Origin of the sequence: Microvirga aerophila, from assembly GCF_003332305.1 — a bacterium.
Taxonomy (GTDB): domain Bacteria; phylum Pseudomonadota; class Alphaproteobacteria; order Rhizobiales; family Beijerinckiaceae; genus Microvirga; species Microvirga aerophila.
On record NZ_QOIO01000012.1, the window covers coordinates 62562 to 87923 of the forward strand.

Here is a 25362-nt window from a genome sequence, read left to right on the forward strand (position 1 = left end):
AAAGCACGGTCAAGCGTAACAGTTTTCCCGGGAGGAAACAGATGAGCCAATATCGCAAAGGCCTTTGGCGCGGCGCGCTCGCGGCGGCCGCCGTGGCCGGCTTCGTAACGTCGGCAGCGGCCCAGATGGAGCTGAAGATCATGGCTCCGGCAGCCCCTGGCGGCGGCTGGGACCAGACCGCGCGCTCCATGCAGCAGGTCTTGAGCCAGTCCGGCATCGCCAAGAGCGTGCAGGTCACCAACGTTCCGGGCGCGGGCGGCTCCATCGGCATCGCCCAGTTCGTCAACAACTCCAAGGGCGACGGCAACCAGCTCATGGTCATGGGCTACGTCATGGTGGGCGCGCTCCTCACCAACAAATCCCCCGTCACCCTCGACCAGACGACCCCCATCGCCCGTCTGACGACGGAGTACGAGGCGATCGTGGTGCCGGCCAACTCGCCCATCAAGGACGCCAGGGAACTCGCGGCCGCCATCAAGGCCGATCCGGCCAAGGTGACCTGGGCCGGCGGCTCCGCGGGCGGCGTCGATCACATCGCTGCGGCGCTCTTCGCCAAGGCGGCAGGGGCCGATCCGACCAAGATCAACTACATCCCGTTCTCGGGCGGCGGCGAGGCCCTGGCGGCCATCCTCGGCGGCAAGGTGACGGCAGGCATTTCCGGCTACGGCGAGTTCGAAAGCCAGGTTAAGGCGGGCAAGCTGCGCCTCATCGGCCTGACCTCCGCTAAGAAGACCGCGAATGTGGACGTGCCCTCCATCAAGGAGCAGGGCATCGATCTGGAAATCGCCAACTGGCGCGCCGTCGTGGCTCCTCCCGGCATCTCGGCCGATCAGAAGAAGGCCCTGACCGATGCCATGGACCGCATGGCCAAGTCCAAGGAATGGCAGGATCTCCTGAAGCAGAAGGGCTGGGAAGACGCCTACATGTCCGGTGACGCCTTCACCAAGAATCTGGCTGATGAGCAGAACCGCACCAAGGAGGTACTGACCGCAGTAGGACTGGTGAAGTCCTGATTTTCCGGATAAATGCCATAAGAAGCGCCGCGTCATCGAGCGCGGCGCTTCTCTTTTGGATCGCTCCATGACCCCATCTCCGCAACGGCGCGTCGACGTGGCAGGCCTCGTCATCGCTCTCGTTCTCCTTGTCCTGGCCGGATTGGTCTGGTGGGACATGACCAAGCTTCAGATCCTGTCGCCCTATGACCTCGGCCCGAAGGTCATGCCCATCGTGGTCTCGACGTGCCTTGTTCTGCTTGCCATCGGCAACGGAATCGGTGCCCTCCGGGGCGACCTTCCGGCCCGAGACAGCCTTGACTGGATGCCCATCGTCCTGATCCTCGGTGGCCTCGTCTGCCTGATCGCGCTCATCGGGCTCGGCGGCGGGTTCATTCTCGGCACCGCGATCCTATTCGCGACCACCTCCAGGGCCTTTGGCCGCCGGGCCTTCCTGGTTGATTTCCTGATCGGCCTCGTGCTGGCCGTGCTGGTCTACGTCCTCTTCTCGAAGCTGCTCGCCCTGTCGCTCCCGGCAGGCCCCCTTGAACGCCTGATCTGAGGCCGGCCATGGATGCCTTTGTTTCGCTTGCGCACGGTCTGACCGTCGCGATCCAGCCGATGAACCTGCTCTTCGCCCTCATCGGCGTTCTGCTCGGCACGGCCGTGGGCGTACTGCCGGGCATCGGCCCGGCGCTCACAGTGGCGCTGCTTCTGCCGATCACGTTCAAGCTCGACCCCGCAGGCTCCATCATCATGTTCGCGGGCATCTATTACGGCGGCATGTACGGCGGTTCGACCACCGCAATCCTGATCAATACGCCGGGGGAGAGCGCCTCCATGGCCACCGCGCTTGAAGGCAACCTGATGGCCAAGGCCGGTCGCGGCGGACCGGCGCTTGCCACGGCGGCCATCGGCTCCTTCGTGGCCGGCACCATCGCGACCCTTGGGCTCTCGCTGCTGGCCCCCTACTTGGTCGATATCGCAGTGAGCTTCGGCCCCGAGGACTACTTCGCCCTCATGGTGGTGGCCTTCGTCACCGTCTCGGCCACCTTCGGCGATTCTCCGGTCCGAGGCCTTACCAGCCTGTTCATTGGCCTGCTGCTCGGCCTCGTGGGCATCGACATCCTGTCCGGCCAGTCCCGGTTGAGCTTCGGGGTTCCTGAGCTCTACGACAACATCGAGGTGACGACCCTGGCGGTCGGCCTCTTCGCCGTGGGCGAAGCGCTTTACGTCGCCTCCCGCCGCCATATCCACGAGGAGAAGCTCGAACCCGTCCGCGGCTCCCTCTGGATGACCAAGGAGGACTGGAAGCGCTCGTGGCTGCCCTGGTTGCGGGGAACCGCCTACGGCTTCCCCATCGGGGCGCTTCCCGCCGGCGGCGCAGAGATCCCCACCTTCCTGTCCTATGCGACCGAGAAGCGCCTGACGAAGCACCCGGAGGATTTCGGCAAGGGCGCCATCGAAGGCGTGGCGGGCCCCGAGGCCGCCAACAACGCAGCGGCGGCCGGCACCCTGGTGCCGTTGCTGACGCTCGGCCTGCCGACCTCCGCCACCGCCGCCATGATGCTGGCCGGCTTCCAGCAATACGGCCTCAACCCGGGCCCCCTGCTCTTCGCCGACCGGCCGGATCTGGTCTGGGGCCTCATCGCCAGCCTGTTCATCGCCAACGCGATGCTGCTGGTGCTGAACCTGCCGCTGGTTGGCCTTTGGGTGCGCCTGCTCGCGATCCCGCAGCCCTGGCTCTATGCGGGCATCCTGGTCTTCGCCACCATGGGGACCATCGCGGCGAATCCGTCGCCGGTCGAGCTCATCATGCTCACGGTGTTCGGCATCCTGGGCTTCCTCATGAGACGGTTCGACTTCCCGATCGCCCCGGTGGTGGTGGGTCTCATCCTCGGACCCGTCGCCGAAAGCCAGCTGCGGCGCGCCCTCTCGATCAGCCTCGGCGACCCGATGGTGCTGCTGCAGAGCCCGATCTCAGCGACGCTCCTGTTCATCGCGCTCGTGGCCCTCATCGCCCCGTTCGTGCTGAAGGGCCTCGGGCGGTTCAAGGCCGTCGAAGATTAGTCGCCCCGGCCGCTCTTACAGCCGCGCCGATGCATTCGAGGTAGCGTAGTGAACGACAGACCGATCCTCGCGCCGGTTCTCGAGACGAACCGCCTGCGCCTGCGCGCGCCAACGCTTGCGGATTTTCCCGCATGCGCGGCCCTGTGGGGCGATGCGGAAACGGTCCGTTTCATCGGGACCGGCAAGCCGTCCGGAACGGAAGAAGCCTGGGGCAAGTTCCTGCGCAATGCGGGACACTGGTCGTTGCTGGGCTTCGGCTATTGGGTGGTCGAGGACAAGACCACCGGCGCCTTCGCGGGTCTGGTCGGCCTGAGCCACATAAAACGGGACATTGAGCCACCTCCGCCCGATCTTCCCGAGGCCGGCTGGGTCTTCGCCCTGGAGGCGCAGGGCAAGGGCCATGCGACGGAAGCGGTGGGCGCGGCCCTCGCATGGGGCGAAACGCGCTTCGGCAACGCCCGCTCCTTCTGCATCATCGATCCCGACAATGCCCCGTCGCTGCGCGTTGCGGAAAAATGCGGCTACGCCGAATCCGCCCGCGTGACCTACAAGGACCATCCCGTGATCCTGCTCGTCCGCGAGGACTGAGGGCAAACCAGTCATCCCGACAAACAAAAGGCCCAGTCGAGCCGGGCCTTTGTCGTGTTAGGAATGCGGCGTCAGCCTTATTGCAGCTGATGGCCCTTCTTGCTCATCTCGGCGCGGGCGCGGATCATGATGTATTCCGACACGTTCTGCGTCCAAGTCGCGAGATCCTTGACGATGTCGTCGAGGAGGACCGGCTGCACCTCGACGTATTTCTTGCCCGCGGGCGTCTTGTAGAAGGCCGCGACCTCCTTGAGCTCCGCCTCGGTCATGCGGGACGCGAAGGCGCGCGCCGCATTGTCGATCATCTTCTGCTTGTGCTGCTCGACCTCGGGCCGCAGCGTCGTGACGACCTGATCGAGGTCCTGCTTGATCTCCGGACGGGTGACGTTCATCTGCTGGAGCTGAGCCAGCAGCGGCTCGGTCATGGCGTCGAACGAGCGGGTCATGCCGGAGTTGACGGCGACCTCGCGCGCCAGGGCCAGATGGTTGGCGCTCGGCTGCCCCTGAGCGAAGGCGGGGCTGGCCAGCATGAAGAGCGCGACCGAGGTCGCGGCCAGTCGGGAAGCGGAACGGATCATGGGAATATCGACTCCAAGCAAGAGAATGGGCGGTCAGATCTGACCGAGTTCGACGAGCCCCTGATCGGTCGCGAGGATCGCACCGGTGGCAAGGCCCAGGAAAAGACCGTGTTCGACGACGCCCGGGATGTAGTTGAGCGTCGAGGCGAGCACGTTCGGCTTTTCGATGCGTCCGAGATGCGCATCGAGGATGAAATGTCCCCCATCCGTGATGAAGGGCGCTCCGTCGGCGGATTGCCTGAGACGGAGGTCCCCGCTCAGGTCGAGGCTTGAGAACAGCTTCGAGATGGCGATCTCGGTCACTTTGAGGCCAAACGGCGCAACCTCGATCGGCAGAGGAAAGCGCCCGAGCTTCGCCACGCGCTTCGACCCGTCCGCGATCACGATCATCCGCCGGCTTGCGGACGCAACGATCTTCTCCCGCAGGTGAGCGCCGCCGCCGCCCTTGATGAGGCGCAGCTCGTCATCGAGCTCGTCCGCACCATCGACCGTCAGGTCGAGTTCCGGCGTCTCGTCGAGGGTCGACAGGGGGATTCCTTCACGCTCGGCCTGCGCGCGGGTCGCCTCGGAGGTGGGCACACCCACGACTTTGAGCCCGCCCCGCACCCGCTCGCCGATGGCGGCAACGAAATGCGCCGCCGTCGAGCCCGTGCCAAGACCGAGCCTCATGCCGTCCGATACCAGGGAGGCGGCCCGCTCGGCTGCTGCGCGCTTGAGATTGTCGCTCAACTTAGATGACCTCTGATAATTTTCGTCGCAGTGGCGGCGCCGGGCGGCACGCCTCTAGCACGTAAGTTGGATGGGAAGAAAGAACGTTTCATATCCCATGTGAATCGCGGATGACTGAAAAAGCCCGTTTTCACGGCCGCTGCGGCGAAGCGCCCGTGCCGGGGCGCACGCTCGGGGTCGCAGCGGGCGCAGGCGCGGACGCCGCTGCCGTGGGGGACGGGCTCGTCTGCGGAGTGCAGACCACGCGCTCGTCGAACACGTAGCAGATGCTCATCTCGCCCGTGCGGTAATTGACCCGGAAGACGCCCCCTTCCCGCTCGTGGCGGGACGCCACAAGACCATACTCGCCGGGCGTCTGAGCCCCTGCCCCTTCGCCACCGCTGAAGCACAGGGTGACCCCAATTGTGCCTTCCTGCAGACCATACTGGCAGGACGTGACCTCCCCGGTCACCCTGTCGATCCGATAGATACGGTTGAGGTCGTTTTGCGGAGCCGGCACGAAATCATAGGGTGCAGCCAGAACAGGAGACGCCAGGGCTCCAAGCACGAGGGCCATCGAAAGATACCGCGCAGAACCAACAAGGCGCATTCATCACTCCATCCGGTAAGAACGAATCAACCAGACCAACATATCATCGTCATGCTTGATTCCCGCGACTTCAGCAGGTAGCCGACCTCTATGGCCATTCATACCCCCCCTATCGCCGTCTTCGATCTGGACGGAACCCTGGCAGACACGGCTGGCGATCTCGTCGGGACCCTCAACGTCATCCTGGCGCAGGAGGGCGTGTCCCCCGTGCCGGTGGAAGCTGCCCGTGACATGATCGGAATCGGCGCCCGCGCCTTGATCGAGCGGGGCTTCGAGGCTGCCGGCAAGGAGCTGGCGCCCACGCATCTCGATGAGCTCTTCCGCCAGTTCATGACTCACTACAGCCAGAACATCTGCATCAGGACACAGCTCTATCCGGGAGTGGACGCTGCGCTCGACCGGCTCGAGGAGGCGGGTTTCATCCTGGCCGTCTGCACCAACAAGATGGAGGCGCATTCGGTCAAGCTGCTCGACGAGCTGGGCGTCGGCCATCGCTTCGCGGCCAATTGCGGCCGGGACACGTTCCCCTATTTCAAGCCGGACCCCCGGCATCTGACCCTCACCATCGAGCGGGCGGGCGGACATCCGAGCAGAGCCATCATGATCGGCGATTCGCGGACCGATATCGTCACGGCGAAGAACGCCCGGATCCCGGTCATCGCCGTGCCGTTCGGCTATACGGAGGTTCCGGTCCAGGAACTCGGGCCCGATCTGGTGATCGAGCATTTCGACGAGCTCTTCGACGCGGTGGAGAATCTGTTGAAGCCGATCGCCGCCTGAAAGCCACGACAAGGCGCCCCAAGCTTGGGCGCACACATGATTGTGAACTTGGCTGTCAGGAAGGAATGGTGGGCGCGACAGGGATTGAACCTGTGACCCTTCGCGTGTGAAGCGAATGCTCTCCCGCTGAGCTACGCGCCCTGACAAGGGCCTTCTAGAGTCCTTAAACCCCTGACGTCAAGCCAAAGAATCGGAAACACCTTCAACTAATTCGCGTCGGCGAATTGTGTCAGCGGGGCCTTAACCAGTCGGTTACGACGTGGCCGAAATGTGGCAGCGTTGCACTAGGATTCTTTGTCAAACCTCTGATAATGCATGGATCTGAAACGCGGCTGTTGCGTTGAGCAATCACGGAACCCGCATCAAACTTGTTCATTTCGAGGCAATTATGGGACGCAACCGCGCTGCTCTCTACGGGCTTGCCTGCGCCTTCGTCGCTCTTGCGACGCCGGCTGCAGCTTTTACGGCTATCGATCCGCTCACCCGCCAGCCCCTCTACAGCGCCGATGAGGCCCTGAAGGCCCAGGCTGCGCCGACTCAGCGCCAGGTCGTCTCGTTCGACGGACGCTATGCTCCAGGCACGATCGTCGTCTCCACGAGCGAGCGCCGCCTCTACTACGTCCTGGGCAACGGCCAAGCCATCCAATACGGCGTCGGCGTCGGTCGTCCCGGCTTCACCTGGGCTGGCAGCCACTCCATCACCATGAAGCGCGAATGGCCGGATTGGCGTCCCCCGGCGGCCATGCTGAAGCGCCGTCCCGACCTGCCGCGCTACATGGCCGGCGGTCCTGACAACCCGCTCGGCGCGCGCGCCATGTATATCGGCAGCACCATCTACCGCATCCACGGCTCGAACGAGCCGGAGACGATCGGCGAGGCCGTATCGTCGGGCTGCATCCGCATGACGAACGAAGACGTGGTGGACCTGTACAACCGCGCCAGGGTCGGCGCCCGCGTCATCGTCCAGCGCTGATCGCATCCTGCACGGCTCTTTAACATCGTCACCGGCCACTGGCCGGTGATTTCATTTTGGGCGCGCCCTATCGGTCGTCATGGCCGGGCTCGTCCCGGCCATCCACGTCTATAACCGTCGCGCTACAAGGCGTGGATACCCGGCACAAGGACGGGCATGATGGGAGCGGCGCTCCCGTCTACCGGTCCCGCGAGAGCCCCTTGGCGGCCAATTCGTCGAGATAGGCCCGCCAGCGCTCCTCCTGCTCGGCCCCGAGCTTGTGGAGATAATCCCAGCCATAAATTCCGGTGTCGTGCAGGTCGTCGAAGATGAGCTTCACGGCGTAGTTGCCCACCGGCTCGACGCCGATGATCTCGACCAGGTGTTTTCCCGGCACCGTCTTGCGATCCGCCGGGCCGTGTCCCTGAACCTCGGCGGATGGACTTGCGATTCTCAAGTATTCGGCCGGCAGGTCGAAGGCCGAGCCGTCATCGAAGGCAATGCGCAGGGTTCGCTTGTCCTTGGACAGGCGAAGTTCCGTCGGCCAGCGCGCGGGCGTCATGATTCCCCCTACGTCAATGGTGATTTGACGGTAGCTGCTAGAGAACCCATCTTAAAGCAAGCACTCACCACACGGATGGCTTTACCCGATGCGGGGACCTTCGATCCAGCTCACCTCTCCTGAGGCCGGCGCGCCCCTGCTCGACCCCTTCGGTCGCGCCATCACGTACCTGCGCGTCTCGGTGACGGACCGTTGCGATTTTCGCTGCGTCTACTGCATGTCGGAGGACATGGCGTTCCTGCCGAAGCGCGACCTGCTGACTCTGGAAGAGCTCGATCGGATCTGTTCGGTCTTCGTCGACCAGGGCGTTCGCAAGCTGCGCATCACCGGCGGCGAACCGCTGGTGCGCCGGGACATCATGACCCTGTTCCGGTCCCTATCCCGCCACCTGTCCTCAGGCGCCCTGGACGAACTCACCGTCACGACCAACGGCTCGCAGCTCGCCCGTCATGCGGCGGAGCTTGCGGCCTGCGGCGTGAAGCGCGTCAACGTCTCCCTCGACACCCTCGACCCGGACAAGTTCCGCCGCATCACCCGGTGGGGCGAGCTCTCGAAGGTCATGGCGGGCCTCGACGCCGCTCAAGGAGCCGGTCTGCGAATCAAGATCAACACGGTGGCGCTCAAGGGCGTCAACGAGGATGAGATCGAACGTCTCCTGGAATGGGCCCATGGGCGCGGCATGGACCTCACCCTCATCGAGGTGATGCCGCTCGGCGAGATCGACGGCCAGCGCATCGACCAGTTCCTTCCCCTGTCGGTGGTGCGGGCGCGCCTGGGAGCGCGCTATCCCCTGGAGGATATGGATCATCGGACGGGTGGCCCCGCCCGCTACGTTCGCATCGCCGAGACCGGCGGGACCCTGGGTTTCATCACGCCAATGACTCACAATTTCTGCGAAAGCTGCAACCGCGTGCGGCTGACCTGCACAGGCCAGCTCTTCATGTGTCTGGGCCAGGAAGACGCGGCCGATCTGCGTGCGCCGGTCCGGGTGTCGGACGGGGATGCGGCGCTTCGGCAGGCCATTAACGACGCCATTGCCCGCAAGCCGAAGGGCCACGATTTCATCATCGACCGGCGTCACTCGCGGCCCGCCCTGAGCCGCCACATGAGCGTGACGGGCGGCTAGGCTCGGCCGGGCCGCCATTTGATTGACTATTAAGGACTTTAAGGGAATATCGACCCGGACATTCAGGCAGCACCCTTCGTGAACGCGTTGAGCTTCGGGCGACATCTGACACTGCTTGCAGGCTTCGCGCTGGGGCTGGGCTCAAGCCTTTCGGCTGCGGCGCAGGACATGGCCGCGCCGGCAAAGCCGGTGATCCGCGTTGCCGTCGAAGGCGCCTATCCGCCCTTCAACTACATGGATCAGAGCGGCGAGCTGCAAGGTTTCGAGGTCGATCTCCTCAAGGCCCTGTGCGACGCCATGAAGGCCGAATGCTTGCTGACGCAGCACGAATGGGACGGGATCATCCGCGGCCTCATCAACCGCGAGTACGATGCGATCATGTCTTCGCTCGAGATCAACGAGCGGCGGCGGAAGCGCATCGCCTTCTCGATCCCGTACTACCGCATCCCGGCCTCCTTCATCGGCCAGAGGGACACGGACATCGACCGCGTCACTCCGGAGGGCCTCGCCGAGAAGAAGATCGGCACAACGGACCGCAGCGACCACGCCGCCTATCTCGAGCAGTTCTACAATTCCTCCGAGATCCAGGTCTATTCCAAGATCGAGGAAGCCAATCTCGACCTGCTGACCGGGCGTCTCGATGCCGTTTTCGGCGACAAGCTGGCGCTGTCGAAATTCCTCGAAAGCCGCGAAGGCGCATGCTGCCGCATCATCGCCGATGCGCCCGCCGATCCGGCTTTTCACTACCAGGCCTACGGAATTGGCCTTCGCCTCAACGATCAGGACCTTAAAGCGCGCTTTGACGGCGCCATCGCCAAGGCGATGGCGGACGGCACCTATGACCGCATCCGCGCCAAGTATTTTTCGATCGACATCAAGTAGAGGCGTTCGACCCGCGCCTGCGCTCCATTCGGTAAAGGCGTGTGATCAGCCGCAAAACCGGTTTCCACTTTTGCTGAACAGGCTCTAGAACCGAAGCACCGACAAAGGGAGCAGGTGATGGCGAAGGTCGCTTTTCTGGGTTTAGGCGTGATGGGATACCCCATGGCGCGGCATCTCGCGGCCAAGGGCCACGAGGTGACGGTCTATAACCGCACGGCCGAGAAAGCCGACAAGTGGGTATCGGAAAATGGCGGATGGGCAGCCCGCACCCCGCGCGAGGCCGCCGAGGGACAGGAGATCGTTTTCGCCTGCGTCGGCAACGACGACGACCTGCGCCAAGTGACACTCGGGCCTGACGGCGCATTCCACAACCTGACGGCGGGCAGCCTCTTCGTGGACCACACCACCGCTTCGGCCGAAGCCGCGCGTGACCTCCATGCGGCCGCCAAACAAAAGGGCGCGGCCTTCGTGGACGCGCCGGTCTCCGGCGGTCAGGCGGGTGCCGAAAACGGCGTTCTAACGGTCATGTGCGGCGGCGACGAGGAGGCCTACGCCAAGGCCGAGCCGGTCATCATGAGCTTCGCACGCGCCTGCCGCCTGATGGGGCCTGCCGGGGCGGGCCAGCTGACCAAGATGGTCAACCAGATCTGCATCGCGGGTCTTGTGCAGGGGCTCTCCGAGGGCATCCATTTCGGCAAGAAGGCCGGGCTCGACATCGAGGCGGTCCTCGACGTGATCTCCAAGGGCGCGGCGGGGTCCTGGCAGATGGAAAACCGCGGCAAGACCATGAACCAGGGCAAGTTCGATTTCGGCTTCGCGGTGGACTGGATGCGCAAGGACCTGTCGATCGTCCTGGGCGAAGCGCGCAAGAACGGCGCAAGTCTGCCGATCACGGCCCTCGTCGACCAGTTCTATGCCGAGGTCCAGCGCATGGGCGGCAACCGCTGGGACACGTCGAGCCTGCTCGCGCGGCTCGAGAAGTGAGCGCCACATCTTTCCGGGGCGACTGATAGCGAGAGCCCGGAACCCATAGACGCCAGCCTTTCAGAACCAAGCGTGACGCGTCTCGCCTCTTTCTGCACCGTTAGTGTGTATGGGTTCCGGGCTCCGCTTTGCGGCCCCGGAATGACGTCGGGTAGGATTTTCTACCGCCTCGTCACCGTCAGGTAGACGATGAATGCGCCGATGCCGACGGCGAGCAAGGCGAGCACGATCTGGCGCGACTCGCCCGAGAAGGCGGCGTCGCGATACATCTGCGACAAGCGCTCGGCGCGTTCGGGATCCCGCGACATGAACAGCCCGATAACGGCGCTCAGGGTGACAAGGAAAAGAATAAGATAGCCGGGGCGCATGCTTTGTCTCCTCACCGTCCCTCGAACCGGGGTGAGCGCTTCTCCCGGAACGCCATGATGCCCTCCATGAAATCGTGGCTGAAGCCCGCCTCGCTCTGGAGCTTCGCCTCAAGGGCGAGCTGCGCCGCCAGATCGTTCGAAAGGCTTTGGGCGACTGCGTGCTTGGTGAGGCGATAGGCCAGGCCTGGACCTTCGGCAATATTTGCCGCGAAGACCGCAACGTCGTCCGCGAAGGCCGCGTCCTCGAACACCTTATAGACAAGCCCCATGGCTTTCGCCTCCTCGGCCGGAATGGGCTCGGCGCTGAGCATGAGCGCCAGAGCCTGTTTGGGGCCGACGAGACGCGGCAGGATCCAGGTTCCGCCCGCATCCGGAATCAGTGCGATCTTGGCGAAGGCCTCTTGCAGGTAAGCCGAGCGGGCCGCCACTACCATGTCGCAGGCAAGCGCGATATTCATCGACGCGCCGACAGCGGGTCCGTTCAGGGCCGCGATCGTCACCTTCGGGTAATTGGCGAGCTTGAGCACCAGGGGATTGTAGTCGCGCGCGAGCGGCGGCCCGAGATCGACGCGCCCTTGCGCATCGCGAGGCAGGTCCTCCGTGAGGTCCTGGCCCGAGGAGAAGGCCCGCCCCTCCCCGGTCAGCACCACCACGCGGACCGCATCGTCCTGCGCGACCCGGTCGAGGGTTTCACGCAGCTCCGCATGCATGGCCGCATTGAGCGCATTCAGCTTGTCGGCCCGCGCAAGGGTGATGGTCGCGACAGGGCCAGCTAGCGTGCAGCGCAGGGTCGTCAGGTTCATGCTTCAAGCTCCATCTCGTCGAGCTTGAGCATAGGGCGGAGTTCGGGCGGTCGCTAGGAGGGGTCGCTTCACACAGGCCTGAAGATGCGGAAATGAGCGCTCAGCTGGCGCTCGAAAGCCACCCGGTTGTAGGTCTCGCCAGTGCTTTTGATCCTATATTGCGGATCGCCCTGGCCCAAGGGCAGGAGTTCGGTGATGACGAAGGCTCCGGACCATGCGTCGCCCAGGAAACGGGGATCCGTGAAGCTGACATGCTGCCCACGGGCGTAGACATGCTGGGACATTCGCGTCCTTTCGCTGGGGCTGACGAGGCCCATTCTCGATCAAAGCAGAAGAATGCAGAACATCCCGAAGGCGAACACGACACCCAGCCCTGCAAGGGACAAAATCGTTCGCTGGGTTTCGCTGAGGGCGATCAATGGACGGTACATGGCCCCTTATCCGTGCCTTGAGGACGGTCGCTCGTTCTTGTGCCAAGCCCTGCGAGGCAGACCTGCGGCCGGGAGAAGATTGTTATTGGCGGCCTCATTCGGACTGAAGAAGTCGAGCGGGCTCAGCGCTTCGGCGGGATGAAACGCCTGCGCCGGCACGGCCATCCGGGTCAGCTCGTGCTCCGAGGCCAGACGCTGGTACGCGCCGTGGGCGGAGCGGATTTCGTATTGAGGTTCCATCTGGTCCGAGGCCAGGCAACGGGTGACCGTGTAGGGAGCCTTCCAGGACAGGTGGGAAATGCGCTGCCGCGTATAGAGCACGCGCTCTCCGACTGAATAGCAATGGGTGTTCATGGGTGCGTCCTTTTCAGGAACGTCCGTGCAGGCCGCCATACACGAACAAAAGTTCGCTTTCATGCGGTCGATCAGATTGGCTGGAGCAGCCTGGAAAGGCCGCTTCAGCCCTCAGGTCCCGATATGCTCCGGCGCCTGCGGACTTAGACGGGATTCGGCCAAAACAGTTCCAGGGTCCTCAATGAACAACGCACCATATCCTTGGCCGTTCCTCCCACTGTGTGAGGTATTAGCGTAATAATTATTTCTCTTTTATTTTGATTAACCGAGCCATCCGATTCCAAAGTAAAGTCTTTATCCAATCATTTTTGAGACGCACAAGCCTGAGATTAAACTCTTTTCGACCGGATACTTATCCATCAAGGCTCATCATGGTTCGGATTTCGGCCCGCAGCACCGGCAAAAGCTCGGCCTCGAACCAGGGGTTTTGCTTAAGCCAGCCGTTGTTTCTCCAGGACGGATGCGGCAAGGGCAGGATGCGGGGGCGGCGTGGACTCGAGAGAATGTCCCGCCAGCGCTTCACCGTCGCGGTCAGCCCGTCCCGGAAATCGTCGCCGAGATGCCAAGCCTGCGCATATTGGCCGATCAGCAGGATCAGCTCGACGTCCGGCAGGGCATTGAGGATGGGCCTTCGCCAGACTTCGGCGCATTCCCGGCGCGGCGGCAGGTCGCCGCCCTTGGCGTCCTGGCCCGGAAAACAGTGGCCCATCGGGACGGTGGCCACCCGGGAGGCATCGTAGAAGGTCGCCTCGTCCAGTCCCAGCCAAGCGCGAAGCCTTGCGCCGGAGCGGTCCGGGAACGGGATGCCGATGGCATGGCCGCGCGTACCGGGCGCTTGGCTGGCGATGCACAGGCGCGCGGTGGCGCTGCCCTGGATGATGGGACGGGGCTCGTGGGGCAACGGTCCACCATAGCGGGGCGCATCGCGGCAGATGCGGCAGGCTCTCAGGCTTTGGACGATTTCATCAAAGTCGGCAGGAGAATTCATCCCTGTCAGATAGGGATCGGCGCTTGGGATCGCGAAGCGTCAATTCGCCCGCGTGTTCTGCCTGCGCCAGTCCTGCGGGCGGTCGAACTCGCCGGCCCACAAACCGGCGGAACGGCGGCGGGCCCGCGCCTCCTCCGTCTCATAATCCCGGCCATAGGACACGGCCCAACCCTCCTCCACCATGGCGGCGTTGATGTCACGGCCGTCTGCCGTGCATCGTACGAGCAGTCGCTTGTACCGGTCGCGCCCGGAGGAACGGCATTCCACCTGCTCGCGCTGGATCATGCCGATCAGCACCTCCCGGGCCGTCTCACCGCAGGCATAAGGCCTACCGTCCCGGGTGCAGGTCTGCCGCAGCTCGGGAGCATCGATGCCCATGAGGCGCAGGCGGTTCTCGCCGATCCGGATAGTGTCGCCGTCCGTCGCATGGGCCCGCCCTTCCAGAAGGCGTCCGCTCGGTTTGAGAAACGACCACGCGGCGGCGGCAAGCGCCAAGGCGATGAAAAGCGAGCTCAGCCCGCTCCAGGACGACCGGCGGGAGCGATAACGGCCACGCATGATTAGGACAGCCGCTCGGACACCCCAGCCTGCCCGAAGGTCGCCATGTCCCGGTGAACGGCGGCTGCGCTTTTGACGATCCCGACGGCCAGCGCCGCGCCAGACCCCTCCCCGAGGCGCATGCCGAGGGCAAGAAGCGGGATCTTGCCCAGTCGCGCCAGCACGTCCTGATGGGCGCCCTCCGCCGACAGATGCCCGGCGATGCAGTGGTCGATGGTGGAGGGATGGATGGCGTGGAGGATGGCCGCAGCGGCTGTCGCCACGTAGCCGTCGAGAACCACCGGGATGCGCTGCATCCTGGCCGCCAGGATCGCGCCCACGATGGCGGCGATCTCGCGACCGCCAAGGCGGCTCAGGATTTCAAGCGGGTCCTTCAGGTGATCCTTGTGCCGCTCGATTGCCGCTTCGACGGTGGCCACCTTGCGCGCAAGGCCCTCGTCGTCCACGCCGGTGCCCCGGCCGACCCAGTGCCCGGCCGGGCCGCCATAGAGAGCGGTGTAGATGGCCGCCGCGATGGTGGTGTTGCCGATTCCCATCTCGCCCACGGCGAGGAGGTCGGTGCCACCCGCAATCGCCTCCATGCCGAACGCCATGGTGGCCACGCAGGACTTCTCGTCCATGGCCTCGCGCTCGGTGATGTCGTGGGTGGGCATGTCGATGGCGAGATCGAACACCTTGAAGCCGAGGCCAAGAGACGCGCAGATCTGGTTGATGGCGGCCCCTCCGGCCGCGAAGTTTTCCAGCATCTGCCGGTTCACCTCGGATGGATAGGCCGATACGCCCCGCGCCGTGACCCCATGGCTTGCGGCGAACACGCAGACCAGCGGGCGATCCGCCGTCGGATTGGGCTTGCCCTGCCAGGCGGCAAGCCATTCGCTGAGCCATTCGAGACGGCCCAGGCTGCCCGCCGGTTTGGTCAACTGGCGCTCCCTCAGCCGCACCGCCTCCACCGCCGCCTCGTCCGGACCCGGCATGGTCGTGATCAGGCGGCGGATATCGTCGTAGGGTGAGGAAACGGCGTCGGTCATGAAGGGCTCCGCCCCATAGGGCATCGAAGAAAGAGGCATTGAAGAATTCTGAGAGGCGTGACCTATAGCGGGGGATCCACGCGGGGTGAAGCATGTCCGAGCATTTGGAAAAGGCCAGGATGCGGCCGGCGGAGGCATGGCAGGCGCTCTGCGTCGATCTCGCCTGCTGCCTGCGCTTCTATTCCCGCCTTCCGGTGCCCGCCCTGCCCTGGGAGCACGATCCCCATGGACTGCCGGACTTCCCGAGGCTGACGCGCGTTCTTCCGGTGGCCGGGGCCGTGATCGGCCTTCTTCCGGCCCTCGTGCTGATCGGAGCCCTTGGGGTCGGCCTTGGACCCTGGCTCGCCGCCACCCTGTCGGTCGCCGCCATGACCCTGACCACAGGGGCCTTCCATGAGGACGGCCTCGCCGACACCGCGGACAGCTTCGGCGGCGCGACCCGGGAGCGGCGGCTCGAAATCATGCGCGACAGCCGGATCGGCTCCTACGGCACCGCCGCCCTTATCCTGGCTTTCGCCCTGCGGATCGGAGCGCTGGCGGCTCTCGTGAGCCGCGTCGATTCGCCAGCAGCATTCGCGGCCGTGCTGATCGCGGCGCTCCTGTCCCGCACGGCCGGGTTGATGCCGCTGGTGCTGCTGCCTCCGGCAAGGCTCGACGGGGCCTCCTACGCGGTTGGCCAGCCGACTCGCGAGACGTTCTGGTGGGCGGCAGCGCTTTCAGCCGCCATGACTGTCGGGCTCGGCGTGATATCGGACCTGCCTCCCGCAGGGATCAGCCTGATGCTGGTCCTGTCCGGGCTTTCCGGCTGGGGCCTGACGCGGCTCTCGGCACGCCATATCCAGGGCCAGACAGGAGACATCGCAGGCGCGGCCCAACAGGTCGCCGAGATCGCCGCGCTCATCGGCCTCTTGACCATAACGGGGCCGTAACCGACATGGAGGTCAGATGAGCCGCGTTTCCAGCCCTTGCATCCGCGTGTGCATCCTCGACCCCGAATCGGGATTGTGCGAGGGCTGCGGCCGCACGCGAGAGGAAATCGCCCGCTGGTTCAGGCTCCCCGAGGAGGAGCGCCTGCGCATCATGGCCGAGCTGCCGGAACGTATGCGCAAGGCTTTCGAACTCGAACTCAAGTCTGATAAGGCTTAACGCGATGCCGGGCATTGGCGGCGTCAGCAGCCTTCTATTGGGAGCCGCGCTCCTGCTGGGTCTGTTCGGGGAAACGCCCATCGCTGGTCTCACGCCGGTCGAGGCCTCGCTGCTTCTGGGGTTCTGCGCCGCTACCCTGATCATGGCAGGCACCATCATCGAAGGCTTCCTCCGTCATTGGACCCATGGCGTCCAGGCCATCGCCATCAGCGGCGGCATCCTCATGGGCCTCCTCGTCCTCTACGCCTCGCGGGACGAACTGTCGGCGGCGCTTGATCGCGCGATTGGCGATATCGGCTCGGGCCGGACCGTCGTCACGCCGGGCGGCGAGGTGGTCACTGCGCGCAAAACCGACGGAAGCTTCGTGGTTTCCGGCCGCGTCAACGGGCACGAGGCCCGCTTCATCTTCGATACGGGCGCCAGCACGGTCGTGCTCAGAGCCGAGAACGCGGCCGCCCTCGGATTCAAGCCGGACAGCCTGAGCTATTCCATCCCGGTCTCGACCGCCAACGGCACGGCGCTGGCGGCTCCCGTGATCATTGAGAGCCTGTCAGTGGGTCCGATCACGGAAAAGAACGTGCGGGCGCTCATCGCCAAATCAGGCGTCCTGCACGCCAATCTCTTAGGCATGACGTTCCTCGAACGCCTCGCCTCCTACGAGGTGCGCGGCAACCGCCTGATCCTGCGGTCGAAGGACGGCCAGAAGCGGCCGAGCTGACGCCTCTCGTCAGGGCAACGGCGCGGGAGATCGATTGAACAGTAGCGCTCTGGGCTCCGCCTTCATGGCATCTTCGTCGCACGAAGCAGGACCGAGGAAACCCGCCAGGGCAGGATATCGGCGGCCAATATCCTCAAGGCTGATGTTTTCTGCAATGCGCGGATGTGCGACGCATAGGGCTCCATCACGGCCCCAGGCCGCTTCGAACCGCATGCCGCCGACCCGTTCGGCCTTCTGGATCCCGAACCGGTCATAAATGTCGATGACGGTGCCATTCCTCGTGCTGGGATGATCGTCACCCCCATAATCGGCGCGGAGCATGTGAACACAGGCGCGGTGGAGATCCTTCATCGGGATGTCCTCAGTGTCTTCCCAAGGACGATATCCCATCAGGACGCATTTGCCCTCGGCGCCGCTGGTGCAGGTCAGGCGGAACCCTCCTGCTCCATCGGAAAGCGGAAAGCCTGCACGTCGGCCATAAGCATCGGGCCGGCAGAAATCGGCCGAGGCCGGATCAGCCGGATGGACCAAGGACAAGCGGTAGAGCGGGATCGGTCCGCCCACGGCCCCCGCGTCCTCGTCGACGGCATCGATCCGAATTTCAGTCCCTCCGGTCTCGCCAGCCAAGACCAGCTTCAACCCGACCAGGGCGTCGCGCTTCAGGATTCTTCCATCCTCAAGCTGGAGAACGAATTCGGCTCCCTGAGCTCGAAGCTGACCACTGGCGCCGAAGGCAGCCCCAGTGGTGACAAACCACAACAGCGAGGCTCGAAGGAGAATGACCGAGATGGAGGTGCGCATGGAGGCGTGAATCACTACCCCTCGCCGAAGCGAGGGGTAGATCGGAAGAGGATCGGTGCAGTTCGGCTCACCTGATGCTGATGCGGGAGCCATCATGCAGGATGACGGCCTCGACCTGCGCCGCAACGGAGGAGTTGCCATTCGCGCTCAACCCATTGGCGCTGAGGCCGTTCGCACTCAGGCCATTGGCGCTCAAGCCGTTCGCGCTGAGGCCATTCGCACTCAGGCCGTTAGCGCTCAAGCCATTTGCGCTGAGGCCGTTCGCAACTTCCAAGGCATTGGCGCCCGCAACGGTAGAAAGTCCAATCACAGCGGCGAGAAATGCCTTGCTAGACCACGTCGACATCATCTTCTCCATGTTCATGTTGCGCGGAAAGCCGATGAACTTGGCCGTCCGCGCCTAGAACTTAGGCCGAACAATATTACAAAAAAGGGTCTGGCAGCGCAATTTTTGTGATTTTATTCAGCAATGTGAGGAAACGCACCTGCACCATTAACCTATAGTTGCATAAATCAACTATAAATTACAGAATTAGCCCTATAGGTTGCCGGAAATCTACTTCTGACAACTCACAGATGGCAGACGCAATACATTGCCGTTGGGTCAACCAACTGCCGCAAGACCTTCGACGCACTGGCTTGCTCGAACGTCCGAACGCGACACATCGGCAACGGCATCCCGCAGCGTTTGCAGGCCCGCGCCCGGCTTCGTGGCTTCGGTCGCCAGATGGCGGCGATAAGCCCTCGCACCCGGACGACCGGTGAAGAGCCCCAGCATGTGGCGGGTCATCGAGTGGAGGCGTACGCCCTCCGCCAGACGGGCCGCTACATAGGGCTCGTAAGCTTCGACCGCTTCGAACGCATCGGCCACCGGAGGTTCTTCGCCGTAAAGCTCCCGGTCAACCGATAGGAGGATCTCGGGCTCGTGATAGGCGACGCGGCCCAGCATGACGCCGTCCACATTCCGCAAGTGCTCGTGAGCCTCTTCCATGCTGCGGATGCCGCCATTGATGGCGACCGGGAGGTCAGGCCGCGCCTGCTTCAGGCGATAGACCCGCGGATAGTCGAGGGGCGGGATATCACGGTTCTCCTTAGGAGAAAGCCCCTGAAGCCAGGCCTTGCGGGCATGGACGGTCAGCTCGTCGCAACCTGCCGCGACCACGCTGTCGGTCAGACGATTCAAGGCCTCTTCCGTGTCCTGATCATCGACGCCGATACGGCACTTTACCGTGACCGGAAGCCTGACGGCGGCCTTCATGGCGGCCACGCAATCGCCCACGAGAGCGGGCTCCTGCATGAGGCAGGCCCCGAAACGGCCGTTCTGTACCCGGTCCGACGGGCAGCCCACATTGAGGTTGATCTCGTCATAACCGAAATCGGCGCAGATCCGCGCGGCCGCGGCCAGCTCCGTGGGATCGGACCCGCCCAGCTGCACCGCGACAGGATGCTCCGCCGCGTCGAAACCCAGAAGCCGCTCGCGCGGTCCGTGAATCACCGCACCCGTCGTGACCATTTCGGTGTAGAGCCGCGCCCGGCGCGACAGGACGCGATGGAGCGAGCGGCAGTGCCGATCAGTCCAATCCATCATGGGCGCAACGGTAAAGAACTTCTGTGTCATGTAGAAATTGTCGTTTGAGCAGAAAACCTTGGGTGCGGATCGTCCCGTAGGGGCTTTTCCAATATGGGGGCGCGGATCACAAGGAAAATAAGCGGTCGCCTGTGTCACAGCGGCTTTTCCGGCCGAAACCATATGGCCGCGCTACCGCATTCTAGCCCGATTGCGCCTGTGATTTGAGCCCGACACTCCGACACCTAGCAGAATTCAGCTTCCTTGAGAGAGGGCTCATCTATGCAGATCAACTGGCTCATCCCGTTCGAGGGTCCCGAAGGCTTTCCTATCCCGACCTACGGCAAGTATGGCGGCGTCAATTGGTCGGGCGGGAAGTTCGTCGCGGACACCGAACCAGGAGACTACTCGGTCCAACCCGAAGACCCGCTGGATAGGAAGTTCCGAAAACATGACATGGCCTATGACCAGCCGGACAAGCTCCTTCGCGCGTTCGCGGACATAAAGCTAATCAAAGGTATCCAGGGTCTGGATGAGAATGCCGTGACCGGAGAGGGCGACGCCTATGGCGGAGCCGCCATACTGGCGATGCTCTATCAGGTTGCCGTGGTCAACAAGCACCCGGAGTTGCTTCTCACCCTCGACATTGAGGGCATCGTCAATGATGCCGTCGATCTCATTCACCAGGGCAGCATCACGCCGGAGCCGAACGAGGTGGCGGGGCTCGTGTCCTGGCTCGGAGAGCTCAGCGTCGCCCTCGCCTCGGTCAACCACCCCATCACTGACCGGCTCGCCGAGGAGCTTGCGGACCTTGTTGAATCCATCGGTCCGAATGGGGAACCGGTTTTTCCCATCGTTCTGGCGGACGTTTCGTTCGATTTCGGCACCGAAGAGGCGCTTGCCCTGTTGGCGCAGAAGGGTGTCAACGTCGAGAAGATCGCAGACTTCGGCAAACTCGGAGATTTCGTCGAGGATTTCCTTGGGGGCAAAGGGGTCGCTGATCTGGTCGATGCACTACCCGACGGGGATCACGCGCCTCTCGCGGTGCTTGCCGACAAGCTGAGCGAGTTCCATTGCTTTGGCGTTTGATCAGCCACTCTCCTAAAGGGACCTCTCCCTCATCCTGAGGAGCAGCCGTGAGGCTGCGTCTCGAAGGAGGTTTCAGTGGTCTCTGGAGACGCCCTCGTCCTTCGAGACGCAGCCCTCCTCAGGATGAGGGCTGCGCGCTTTTCCCTCTTATGAGCCTGACGCTCAGGGCGAGGCTGAGTATAATCCGGAGAGCAAAAACTCCCCTTTAATGATCGTGCTTGTGCCCGTGGTGATGGCCGCACCCACAGCCAGGACCATGCTCATGATGATCATGATGGTGGTCGTGTTCGTGGTGAGCATGATCGTGATGCTCATGCGTGTGGGCCTCAGCATGGGCGTGAGCATGGGCATGACCATGATGGTGGTCATGTCTGTGGTGATGCCCATGGTCGTGGTCGCAGTGATGGGCGCTGCGCTCTGGTCGGAACGGGCGCTCCACCGGGGTGGCGACGCAGCCCTGCCCGCGCACCAGTTCCGAGACCGCTGGATTGTTCTCCACGTAAACCGCATCGCCGGTGATCTCGACGAGGCCATGCTGGCTGCCGAGATGCCAGGCCAGCCGCATGAGGCGCAACGGGTTCTCGGCCCGCACCTCCAGCAGGCGCTCGGCCGCGGCCTTGACCTGGACGAGACGCCCGTCCTCGAGCCGCAGGGCATCGCCGTCGTTGATGGTCGTTTCCATGTCGAGATCGAGCAGGAATTCGGTCCCGCCCTCCCCCGTCAGCCGCGCCTGACGGCGGTTGCGGGTCGCGTGATCGAGCGTGACCGTATCGACCACGCGGTCGGCTTTCACGGCGGGCTTGCGGACGATGGTGGCGACGCGGGGCATGGCTTTGTGTCTCGGGTAAGGATGATCGCGAATTCTATAGATAGGGAGCCGGGTTGGATAAACCCAACGGCTAATAGCTGACCTTGTCGGGCTTGTCGGCCCAGGCGTCGAAGACGGCCCTAGCCTCCAGGCTCGGCAGGTGGTCCATGGGGATGATGCGCTCTTCGACCGCCTTGGGGATCTCGTCGTAGATCAGGCTGTCGTCGAAGCCGATGGCGGCGGCGTCCTGGCGGGTATTGGCGTAGACGATGCGAGAGACCCGGGCCCAATAGGCCGAGGCGAGGCACATGGGGCATGGTTCGCAGCTCGTATAGAGCGTCGCCCCGTGCAGGGCGAAATCCCCCACCGCCTCGCACGCCCGGCGGATTGCCGTGACCTCCGCGTGGGCGGTCGGATCGTTGGTGGAGGTCACCCGGTTCCAGCCCTCGGCCAGCACTTCGCCGTCGCGCACGATCACGGCCCCGAAGGGACCGCCTGCGCCGTCGTTCATATGCTCGCGGGAAAGGGCCACAGCGCGGGCGAGGTAGCGCTGATCGTCTGATTTGGGATCGGTCATGGGGCGGTTTTATCGTTTGCGGGGACGGGTGGCGAGAATTTTGAATCGAGGGCTCCCCGCTCGCGCACCTGGAGGAGCTGGGCTACGACCGATGCCGCGATCACGGCCGGCTCCTTGGCGACGATCCCGGGTATCCCGATCGGACAGACCAAGGAGCGGATGCGGGCTTCGCTCAGGCCTAATTCGCGAAAGCGCTTCTCGAAGCGAGCCCGCTTCGTGTCGCTGCCGATGAGGCCCACATAGGGGAAGTCCCGGCCCAAGGCAGCCGCCGTAATGGCCATGTCGAGAGGATGATCGTGGGTCATGACCAGGATGAGCGACCGAGGGTCGGCCTGGGCGATTTCTCCGACCGGATCCTGCATCCGCACCGCCGCCACATTGGCCGGAACATGGCCAGGAAACGCATCCTCCCGGTCGTCGAGCCAGCGAACCGAGAACGGCAGGGGCGCGAGCGCCAAAGCAAGAGCGCGCCCGACATGCCCCGCCCCGAAGATCAGAACCGGCGTGCGGGCTTCGCCATGGGTCTCCCGCCACTGGGTCGCCTTGTCGTCCCCAACCGCCGACGACAGGTCACGGATCACGCGGCCCTGGTCGAGGCGGCACTCGACCTCGAAGACGCCGTGCGCCTCCGAGTCGACGAGAGGCTTGATGTCTTCCAGGTCGCGTCCATCGAACGTCTCGATGAGGATCTTGACGCGCCCGCCGCAGCATTGGCCGAGATCGGGCCCAAGGGCCTGATCCACGATGCGGGCTGCCCCGCGTCCCCCGCGCAGCATGTCGCGGGCAATGTCGAGCATGCGGAATTCGAGTTGCCCACCCCCGATGGTGCCGTGGAAGGCCCCATCCGGACGCACGACAATATGCGCCCCGACTTCCCGGGGTGCGGAGCCCTTGACTTCGTGAACGGTAATCAGGGCCGCAGAACCGTGCTGGCCAATAAGATCGGCGAGCTGCCGCCAGACTCTCACCCCATCGGTCTCCCGCGAAGGGCCTCGCAGGCGCGAAGAATCGCCTCGGGAGTGGCCGGTGCGTCAAGCGGCACAGGCTTCGATGGATCGAGCGAATGGACCGCATCGGCCAGCGCGCAGAACACGCTGTTCGCCAGCATGATCGGCGGCTCGCCCACCGCCTTCGAACGGTAGATCGTCTCTTCCCGATTGGCATTGGGATAAAGAGCAACGCGGAAATCCGCCGGCACGTCGGACGACACCGGGATCTTATAGGTCGAGGGCGCGTGCGTGAGCAGGCGTCCGTCGCGGTTGAACACCAGCTCCTCCGTGGTGAGCCAACCCATCCCCTGCACGAACCCGCCTTCGATCTGGCCAATGTCGATGGCTGGGTTCAGGGACTTGCCAACATCGTGGAGAATATCCGCGCGCAGCAGGCGGTTCTCGCCCGTCAGCGTGTCGATGATCACTTCGGAGCAGGCTGCCCCATAGGCGAAATAGAAGAACGGGCGGCCCGTCGCCTTCTCCCGATTCCAGGTGATCTTCGGCGTGCTGTAGTGGCTTGCCTCCGAGAGCTGCACCCGGGCCTGGATGCATTTGCGGGCGAGCTCCGGGAACGAGATGCTTTCGTTACCGATGAAGACCCGATCGTCGCGGAATTCGATCTGCTCTTCCGGCACGCCATAGGCGTCGGCCGCATGAGATATCATGCGGCGCTTGATCGCGCCTGCCGCGATGCGCGCCGCCATGCCGTTGAGATCGGAGCCTGACGAGGCCGCCGTCGGTGAGGTGTTCGGCACCTTCGCGGTGGTCGTCGCGGTGATCCGGACCTGATCCATGGAGATACCGAACTCCTCGGCCACCACTTGCGCGACCTTGATGTAGAGCCCCTGCCCCATCTCGGTGCCGCCGTGGTTCAGGTGGACGGACCCGTCCTGATAGACGTGCACCAGTGCGCCTGCCTGATTGAGATGCGTGAGCGTGAAGCTGATGCCGAATTTCACCGGCGTCAGCGCCAGTCCCCGCTTCATGATGGGCGAGGATGCATTGAAGGCGGCTATCTCCTCGCGCCGGACGCGGTAGTCGGTGGTACGCTCCAGGGTTCGCACGAGGCCGTGCAGGGTGTCGATCTCCTCCACCTCCATGCCGAAGGGCGTGAGGTTGCCGTCGCGCGTGTAGAAATTCGCATAGCGCACATCGAGCGGGTCGCGCCCCGTCGCCCAGGCGATCTGGTCCATCACGTGCTCGATGGCGAGCATCCCCTGAGGCCCGCCGAAACCGCGAAAGGCGGTGTTCGACACGGTGTTGGTCTTCAGGCGCTTCGACCCTACATGGACGGCCGGCATCCAATAGGCGTTGTCCGAATGGAACATCGCCCGGTCGACGACGCCGCCCGAGAGATCAGCCGAGTAGCCGCAGCGCGCGAGATGCTCGACCGAATAGCCCTGGATGCATCCCTCCTGGTCGAAGCCGACCTTCCAGTCGCAGCGGAAATCGTGCCGCTTGCCGGTGAGGATGAAGTCGTCGTCCCGGTCGAGCCGCAGCTTGCACGGGCGCCCCGTCACCTGCGCCGCCAGCGCCGCCGTGACGGCCCACTGGGTTGCCTGGCTTTCCTTGCCGCCGAAGCCCCCACCCATGCGGCGGGTTTCGCAGGTGACGTAGGCGTCCGGAATGTTCAGCACACGGGCCACCACATGCTGCACTTCGCTGGGATGCTGGGTCGAGGAATAGACGTACACGTCTCCGTCCTCGCCCGGGACCGCAAGCGCAACCTGCCCTTCGAGATAGAAGTGCTCCTGTCCGCCCACATGGAACTGACCCTCGAGATTGCGCGGAGCCACCGCGATGGCGGCGTTCGCGTCGCCGCGTCCGAAGGCATAATCCGGCAAGACGGTCTCGCCCCGCTCCAGGGCGTCCTCGACGGTGATGCTGGGCTTCTCCGACTCGATTTCCATCACGGCCAACTTGACCGCGCGGCGCGCAATGTCCCGGCTGGTAGCAACCACCGCGAAAACGGCTTGGCCGACGAAGCCGATGTCGCTCTCGACGAAGAGAGGATCGTCGCCGAAGGCGGGCGACACATCGTTTTTGCCCGGCACATCCGCGACCGTCAGAACCGCAACGACGCCGGGCACAGCCCGAACGGAGGAGACATCGAGGGAAAGGAGCCGTCCGCGGGCCTTCGGAGACTGCCCGATGGCCACATGAAGCGTCCCGTCGGGCTCGCGGATATCGTCGATATATTGGGCCGATCCCTGGACGTGCTTGAGCCCTGAATCATGCGGCAGAGGCTGGCGAACGTGACGGAGCGCTTCAGCGTCAGCGGGTTTGGTCGGCGCGTTCATGA

31 protein-coding genes and 1 tRNA gene are annotated in these 25362 nt (G+C 64.1%); 13 read left to right on the forward strand and 19 right to left on the reverse strand.

Translation table 11 applies throughout. The features are described from left to right. The first annotated feature begins 41 nt into the window (after positions 1-41). From DRB19_RS08755 to DRB19_RS08770, 4 genes are all read left to right on the forward strand, one after another. Positions 42-1013, forward strand: coding sequence for a Bug family tripartite tricarboxylate transporter substrate binding protein (locus tag DRB19_RS08755; protein WP_114185658.1), 972 nt, complete (start codon positions 42-44; stop codon positions 1011-1013). A gap of 67 nt (positions 1014-1080) precedes the next feature. After that, positions 1081-1554, forward strand: a complete 474-nt coding sequence (locus DRB19_RS08760; protein WP_114185659.1) for a tripartite tricarboxylate transporter TctB family protein — start codon at positions 1081-1083, stop codon at positions 1552-1554. Positions 1555-1562: 8 nt separating this feature from the next. Continuing rightward, positions 1563-3062, forward strand: a complete 1500-nt coding sequence (locus DRB19_RS08765) for a tripartite tricarboxylate transporter permease (RefSeq protein ID WP_114185660.1) — start codon at positions 1563-1565, stop codon at positions 3060-3062. Positions 3063-3110: 48 nt separating this feature from the next. Beyond that, on the forward strand, positions 3111-3650 hold the full coding sequence (locus DRB19_RS08770) for a GNAT family N-acetyltransferase (protein ID WP_114185661.1): 540 nt from the start codon (positions 3111-3113) through the stop codon (positions 3648-3650). Between the two features lie 77 nt (positions 3651-3727). Here DRB19_RS08770 and DRB19_RS08775 read toward each other — a convergent pair whose 3' ends face one another. From DRB19_RS08775 to DRB19_RS08785, 3 genes are all read right to left on the reverse strand, one after another. Next, entirely contained in the window at positions 3728-4228 is a 501-nt protein-coding gene (locus DRB19_RS08775) for a DUF2059 domain-containing protein (RefSeq protein ID WP_114185662.1), read from the reverse strand. A gap of 33 nt (positions 4229-4261) precedes the next feature. Then, on the reverse strand, positions 4262-4957 hold the full coding sequence (rpiA, locus tag DRB19_RS08780; protein WP_114185663.1) for a ribose-5-phosphate isomerase RpiA: 696 nt from the start codon (positions 4955-4957) through the stop codon (positions 4262-4264). 130 nt (positions 4958-5087) lie between these two features. Then, positions 5088-5546 carry a hypothetical protein gene (locus DRB19_RS08785; RefSeq protein WP_114185664.1) on the reverse strand — a complete coding sequence of 153 codons (459 nt, stop codon included), beginning with the start codon at positions 5544-5546 and terminating at the stop codon, positions 5088-5090. Positions 5547-5636: 90 nt separating this feature from the next. Here DRB19_RS08785 and DRB19_RS08790 point away from each other — a divergent pair, with 90 nt between their 5' ends. After that, positions 5637-6326, forward strand: a complete 690-nt coding sequence (locus DRB19_RS08790) for an HAD family hydrolase (protein ID WP_114185665.1) — start codon at positions 5637-5639, stop codon at positions 6324-6326. 66 nt (positions 6327-6392) lie between these two features. Here the strand turns inward: DRB19_RS08790 and DRB19_RS08795 are convergent. Further along, positions 6393-6467 (reverse strand) — tRNA-Val (locus tag DRB19_RS08795). Between the two features lie 247 nt (positions 6468-6714). Here DRB19_RS08795 and DRB19_RS08800 point away from each other — a divergent pair. Beyond that, positions 6715-7299 (forward strand): L,D-transpeptidase, encoded by a 585-nt coding sequence (locus DRB19_RS08800; protein ID WP_114185712.1) that lies wholly within the window; start codon positions 6715-6717, stop codon positions 7297-7299. A gap of 178 nt (positions 7300-7477) precedes the next feature. Here DRB19_RS08800 and DRB19_RS08805 read toward each other — a convergent pair whose 3' ends face one another. Next, positions 7478-7840, reverse strand: a complete 363-nt coding sequence (locus DRB19_RS08805; protein WP_114185666.1) for a gamma-butyrobetaine hydroxylase family protein — start codon at positions 7838-7840, stop codon at positions 7478-7480. Positions 7841-7928: 88 nt separating this feature from the next. Between DRB19_RS08805 and moaA the strand changes: the two genes are divergently transcribed. The 3 genes from moaA (at position 7929) to DRB19_RS08820 (ending at position 10832) form a co-directional block, all read left to right on the forward strand. Continuing rightward, on the forward strand, positions 7929-8966 hold the full coding sequence (moaA, locus tag DRB19_RS08810) for a GTP 3',8-cyclase MoaA (RefSeq protein ID WP_114185667.1): 1038 nt from the start codon (positions 7929-7931) through the stop codon (positions 8964-8966). A 78-nt stretch (positions 8967-9044) separates the two neighbouring features. Continuing rightward, positions 9045-9848, forward strand: a complete 804-nt coding sequence (locus DRB19_RS08815) for a transporter substrate-binding domain-containing protein (protein ID WP_114185668.1) — start codon at positions 9045-9047, stop codon at positions 9846-9848. A 117-nt stretch (positions 9849-9965) separates the two neighbouring features. Continuing rightward, a complete protein-coding gene (locus DRB19_RS08820; protein WP_114185669.1) occupies positions 9966-10832 on the forward strand; it encodes an NAD(P)-dependent oxidoreductase in 867 nt (288 codons plus the stop codon). A 161-nt stretch (positions 10833-10993) separates the two neighbouring features. Here the strand turns inward: DRB19_RS08820 and DRB19_RS08825 are convergent, their stop codons facing one another. The 7 genes from DRB19_RS08825 to cobT all read right to left on the reverse strand — a co-directional run bounded on the left by DRB19_RS08825 (position 10994) and on the right by cobT (position 15362). Next, the gene (locus DRB19_RS08825) at positions 10994-11200 is read right to left on the reverse strand and encodes a hypothetical protein (protein WP_114185670.1); all 207 of its coding nucleotides are present in this window, start codon (positions 11198-11200) and stop codon (positions 10994-10996) included. A gap of 11 nt (positions 11201-11211) precedes the next feature. Then, the gene (locus tag DRB19_RS08830) at positions 11212-12003 is read right to left on the reverse strand and encodes an enoyl-CoA hydratase-related protein (RefSeq protein ID WP_114185671.1); all 792 of its coding nucleotides are present in this window, start codon (positions 12001-12003) and stop codon (positions 11212-11214) included. Positions 12004-12071: 68 nt separating this feature from the next. After that, the gene (locus DRB19_RS08835) at positions 12072-12287 is read right to left on the reverse strand and encodes a hypothetical protein (protein WP_114185672.1); all 216 of its coding nucleotides are present in this window, start codon (positions 12285-12287) and stop codon (positions 12072-12074) included. Positions 12288-12440: 153 nt separating this feature from the next. Beyond that, positions 12441-12788, reverse strand: a complete 348-nt coding sequence (locus tag DRB19_RS08840) for a hypothetical protein (protein WP_147021693.1) — start codon at positions 12786-12788, stop codon at positions 12441-12443. 352 nt (positions 12789-13140) lie between these two features. Beyond that, positions 13141-13776, reverse strand: coding sequence for a uracil-DNA glycosylase family protein (locus DRB19_RS08845; RefSeq protein ID WP_114185674.1), 636 nt, complete (start codon positions 13774-13776; stop codon positions 13141-13143). Positions 13777-13815: 39 nt separating this feature from the next. Continuing rightward, positions 13816-14334 carry a thermonuclease family protein gene (locus DRB19_RS08850; protein WP_114185675.1) on the reverse strand — a complete coding sequence of 173 codons (519 nt, stop codon included), beginning with the start codon at positions 14332-14334 and terminating at the stop codon, positions 13816-13818. A 2-nt stretch (positions 14335-14336) separates the two neighbouring features. Next, entirely contained in the window at positions 14337-15362 is a 1026-nt protein-coding gene (gene cobT / locus DRB19_RS08855; RefSeq protein ID WP_114185713.1) for a nicotinate-nucleotide--dimethylbenzimidazole phosphoribosyltransferase, read from the reverse strand. 119 nt (positions 15363-15481) lie between these two features. Here cobT and cobS point away from each other — a divergent pair, with 119 nt between their 5' ends. Genes cobS through DRB19_RS08870 form a run of 3 tightly spaced genes read left to right on the forward strand, consistent with a single transcriptional unit; the run spans position 15482 to position 17226 of the window. Continuing rightward, on the forward strand, positions 15482-16291 hold the full coding sequence (gene cobS / locus DRB19_RS08860) for an adenosylcobinamide-GDP ribazoletransferase (protein ID WP_114185676.1): 810 nt from the start codon (positions 15482-15484) through the stop codon (positions 16289-16291). A gap of 16 nt (positions 16292-16307) precedes the next feature. Further along, positions 16308-16508 carry a DUF1289 domain-containing protein gene (locus tag DRB19_RS08865; RefSeq protein ID WP_114185677.1) on the forward strand — a complete coding sequence of 67 codons (201 nt, stop codon included), beginning with the start codon at positions 16308-16310 and terminating at the stop codon, positions 16506-16508. A 4-nt stretch (positions 16509-16512) separates the two neighbouring features. Continuing rightward, complete coding sequence (locus DRB19_RS08870) at positions 16513-17226, forward strand: retropepsin-like aspartic protease family protein (protein ID WP_114185678.1); 714 nt, start codon at positions 16513-16515, stop codon at positions 17224-17226. Positions 17227-17235: 9 nt separating this feature from the next. Here the strand turns inward: DRB19_RS08870 and DRB19_RS08875 are convergent, their stop codons facing one another. From DRB19_RS08875 to dusA, 3 genes are all read right to left on the reverse strand, one after another. Beyond that, a complete protein-coding gene (locus DRB19_RS08875) occupies positions 17236-18042 on the reverse strand; it encodes an ADYC domain-containing protein (protein WP_210207455.1) in 807 nt (268 codons plus the stop codon). 52 nt (positions 18043-18094) lie between these two features. Then, positions 18095-18373: a hypothetical protein gene (locus tag DRB19_RS30740; RefSeq protein ID WP_210207456.1), complete on the reverse strand. Its 279-nt coding sequence runs from the start codon at positions 18371-18373 to the stop codon at positions 18095-18097. A gap of 258 nt (positions 18374-18631) precedes the next feature. Continuing rightward, positions 18632-19645, reverse strand: coding sequence for a tRNA dihydrouridine(20/20a) synthase DusA (dusA, locus tag DRB19_RS08885; RefSeq protein WP_114185680.1), 1014 nt, complete (start codon positions 19643-19645; stop codon positions 18632-18634). Between the two features lie 231 nt (positions 19646-19876). Between dusA and DRB19_RS08890 the strand changes: the two genes are divergently transcribed. Continuing rightward, positions 19877-20683 carry a phospholipase A2 family protein gene (locus DRB19_RS08890; protein ID WP_114185681.1) on the forward strand — a complete coding sequence of 269 codons (807 nt, stop codon included), beginning with the start codon at positions 19877-19879 and terminating at the stop codon, positions 20681-20683. A gap of 205 nt (positions 20684-20888) precedes the next feature. Here the strand turns inward: DRB19_RS08890 and DRB19_RS08895 are convergent, their stop codons facing one another. The 4 genes from DRB19_RS08895 to xdhB form a co-directional block, all read right to left on the reverse strand. After that, a complete protein-coding gene (locus DRB19_RS08895) occupies positions 20889-21512 on the reverse strand; it encodes an urease accessory protein UreE (protein WP_114185682.1) in 624 nt (207 codons plus the stop codon). A gap of 70 nt (positions 21513-21582) precedes the next feature. After that, entirely contained in the window at positions 21583-22068 is a 486-nt protein-coding gene (locus tag DRB19_RS08900) for a nucleoside deaminase (RefSeq protein ID WP_114185683.1), read from the reverse strand. After that, a complete protein-coding gene (xdhC, locus tag DRB19_RS08905) occupies positions 22065-23036 on the reverse strand; it encodes a xanthine dehydrogenase accessory protein XdhC (RefSeq protein WP_114185684.1) in 972 nt (323 codons plus the stop codon). Before xdhC ends, DRB19_RS08900 begins: the two co-directional genes overlap by 4 nt. Beyond that, positions 23033-25360, reverse strand: coding sequence for a xanthine dehydrogenase molybdopterin binding subunit (gene xdhB, locus DRB19_RS08910; RefSeq protein WP_114185685.1), 2328 nt, complete (start codon positions 25358-25360; stop codon positions 23033-23035). Before xdhB ends, xdhC begins: the two co-directional genes overlap by 4 nt. Positions 25361-25362: the final 2 nt, after the last annotated feature.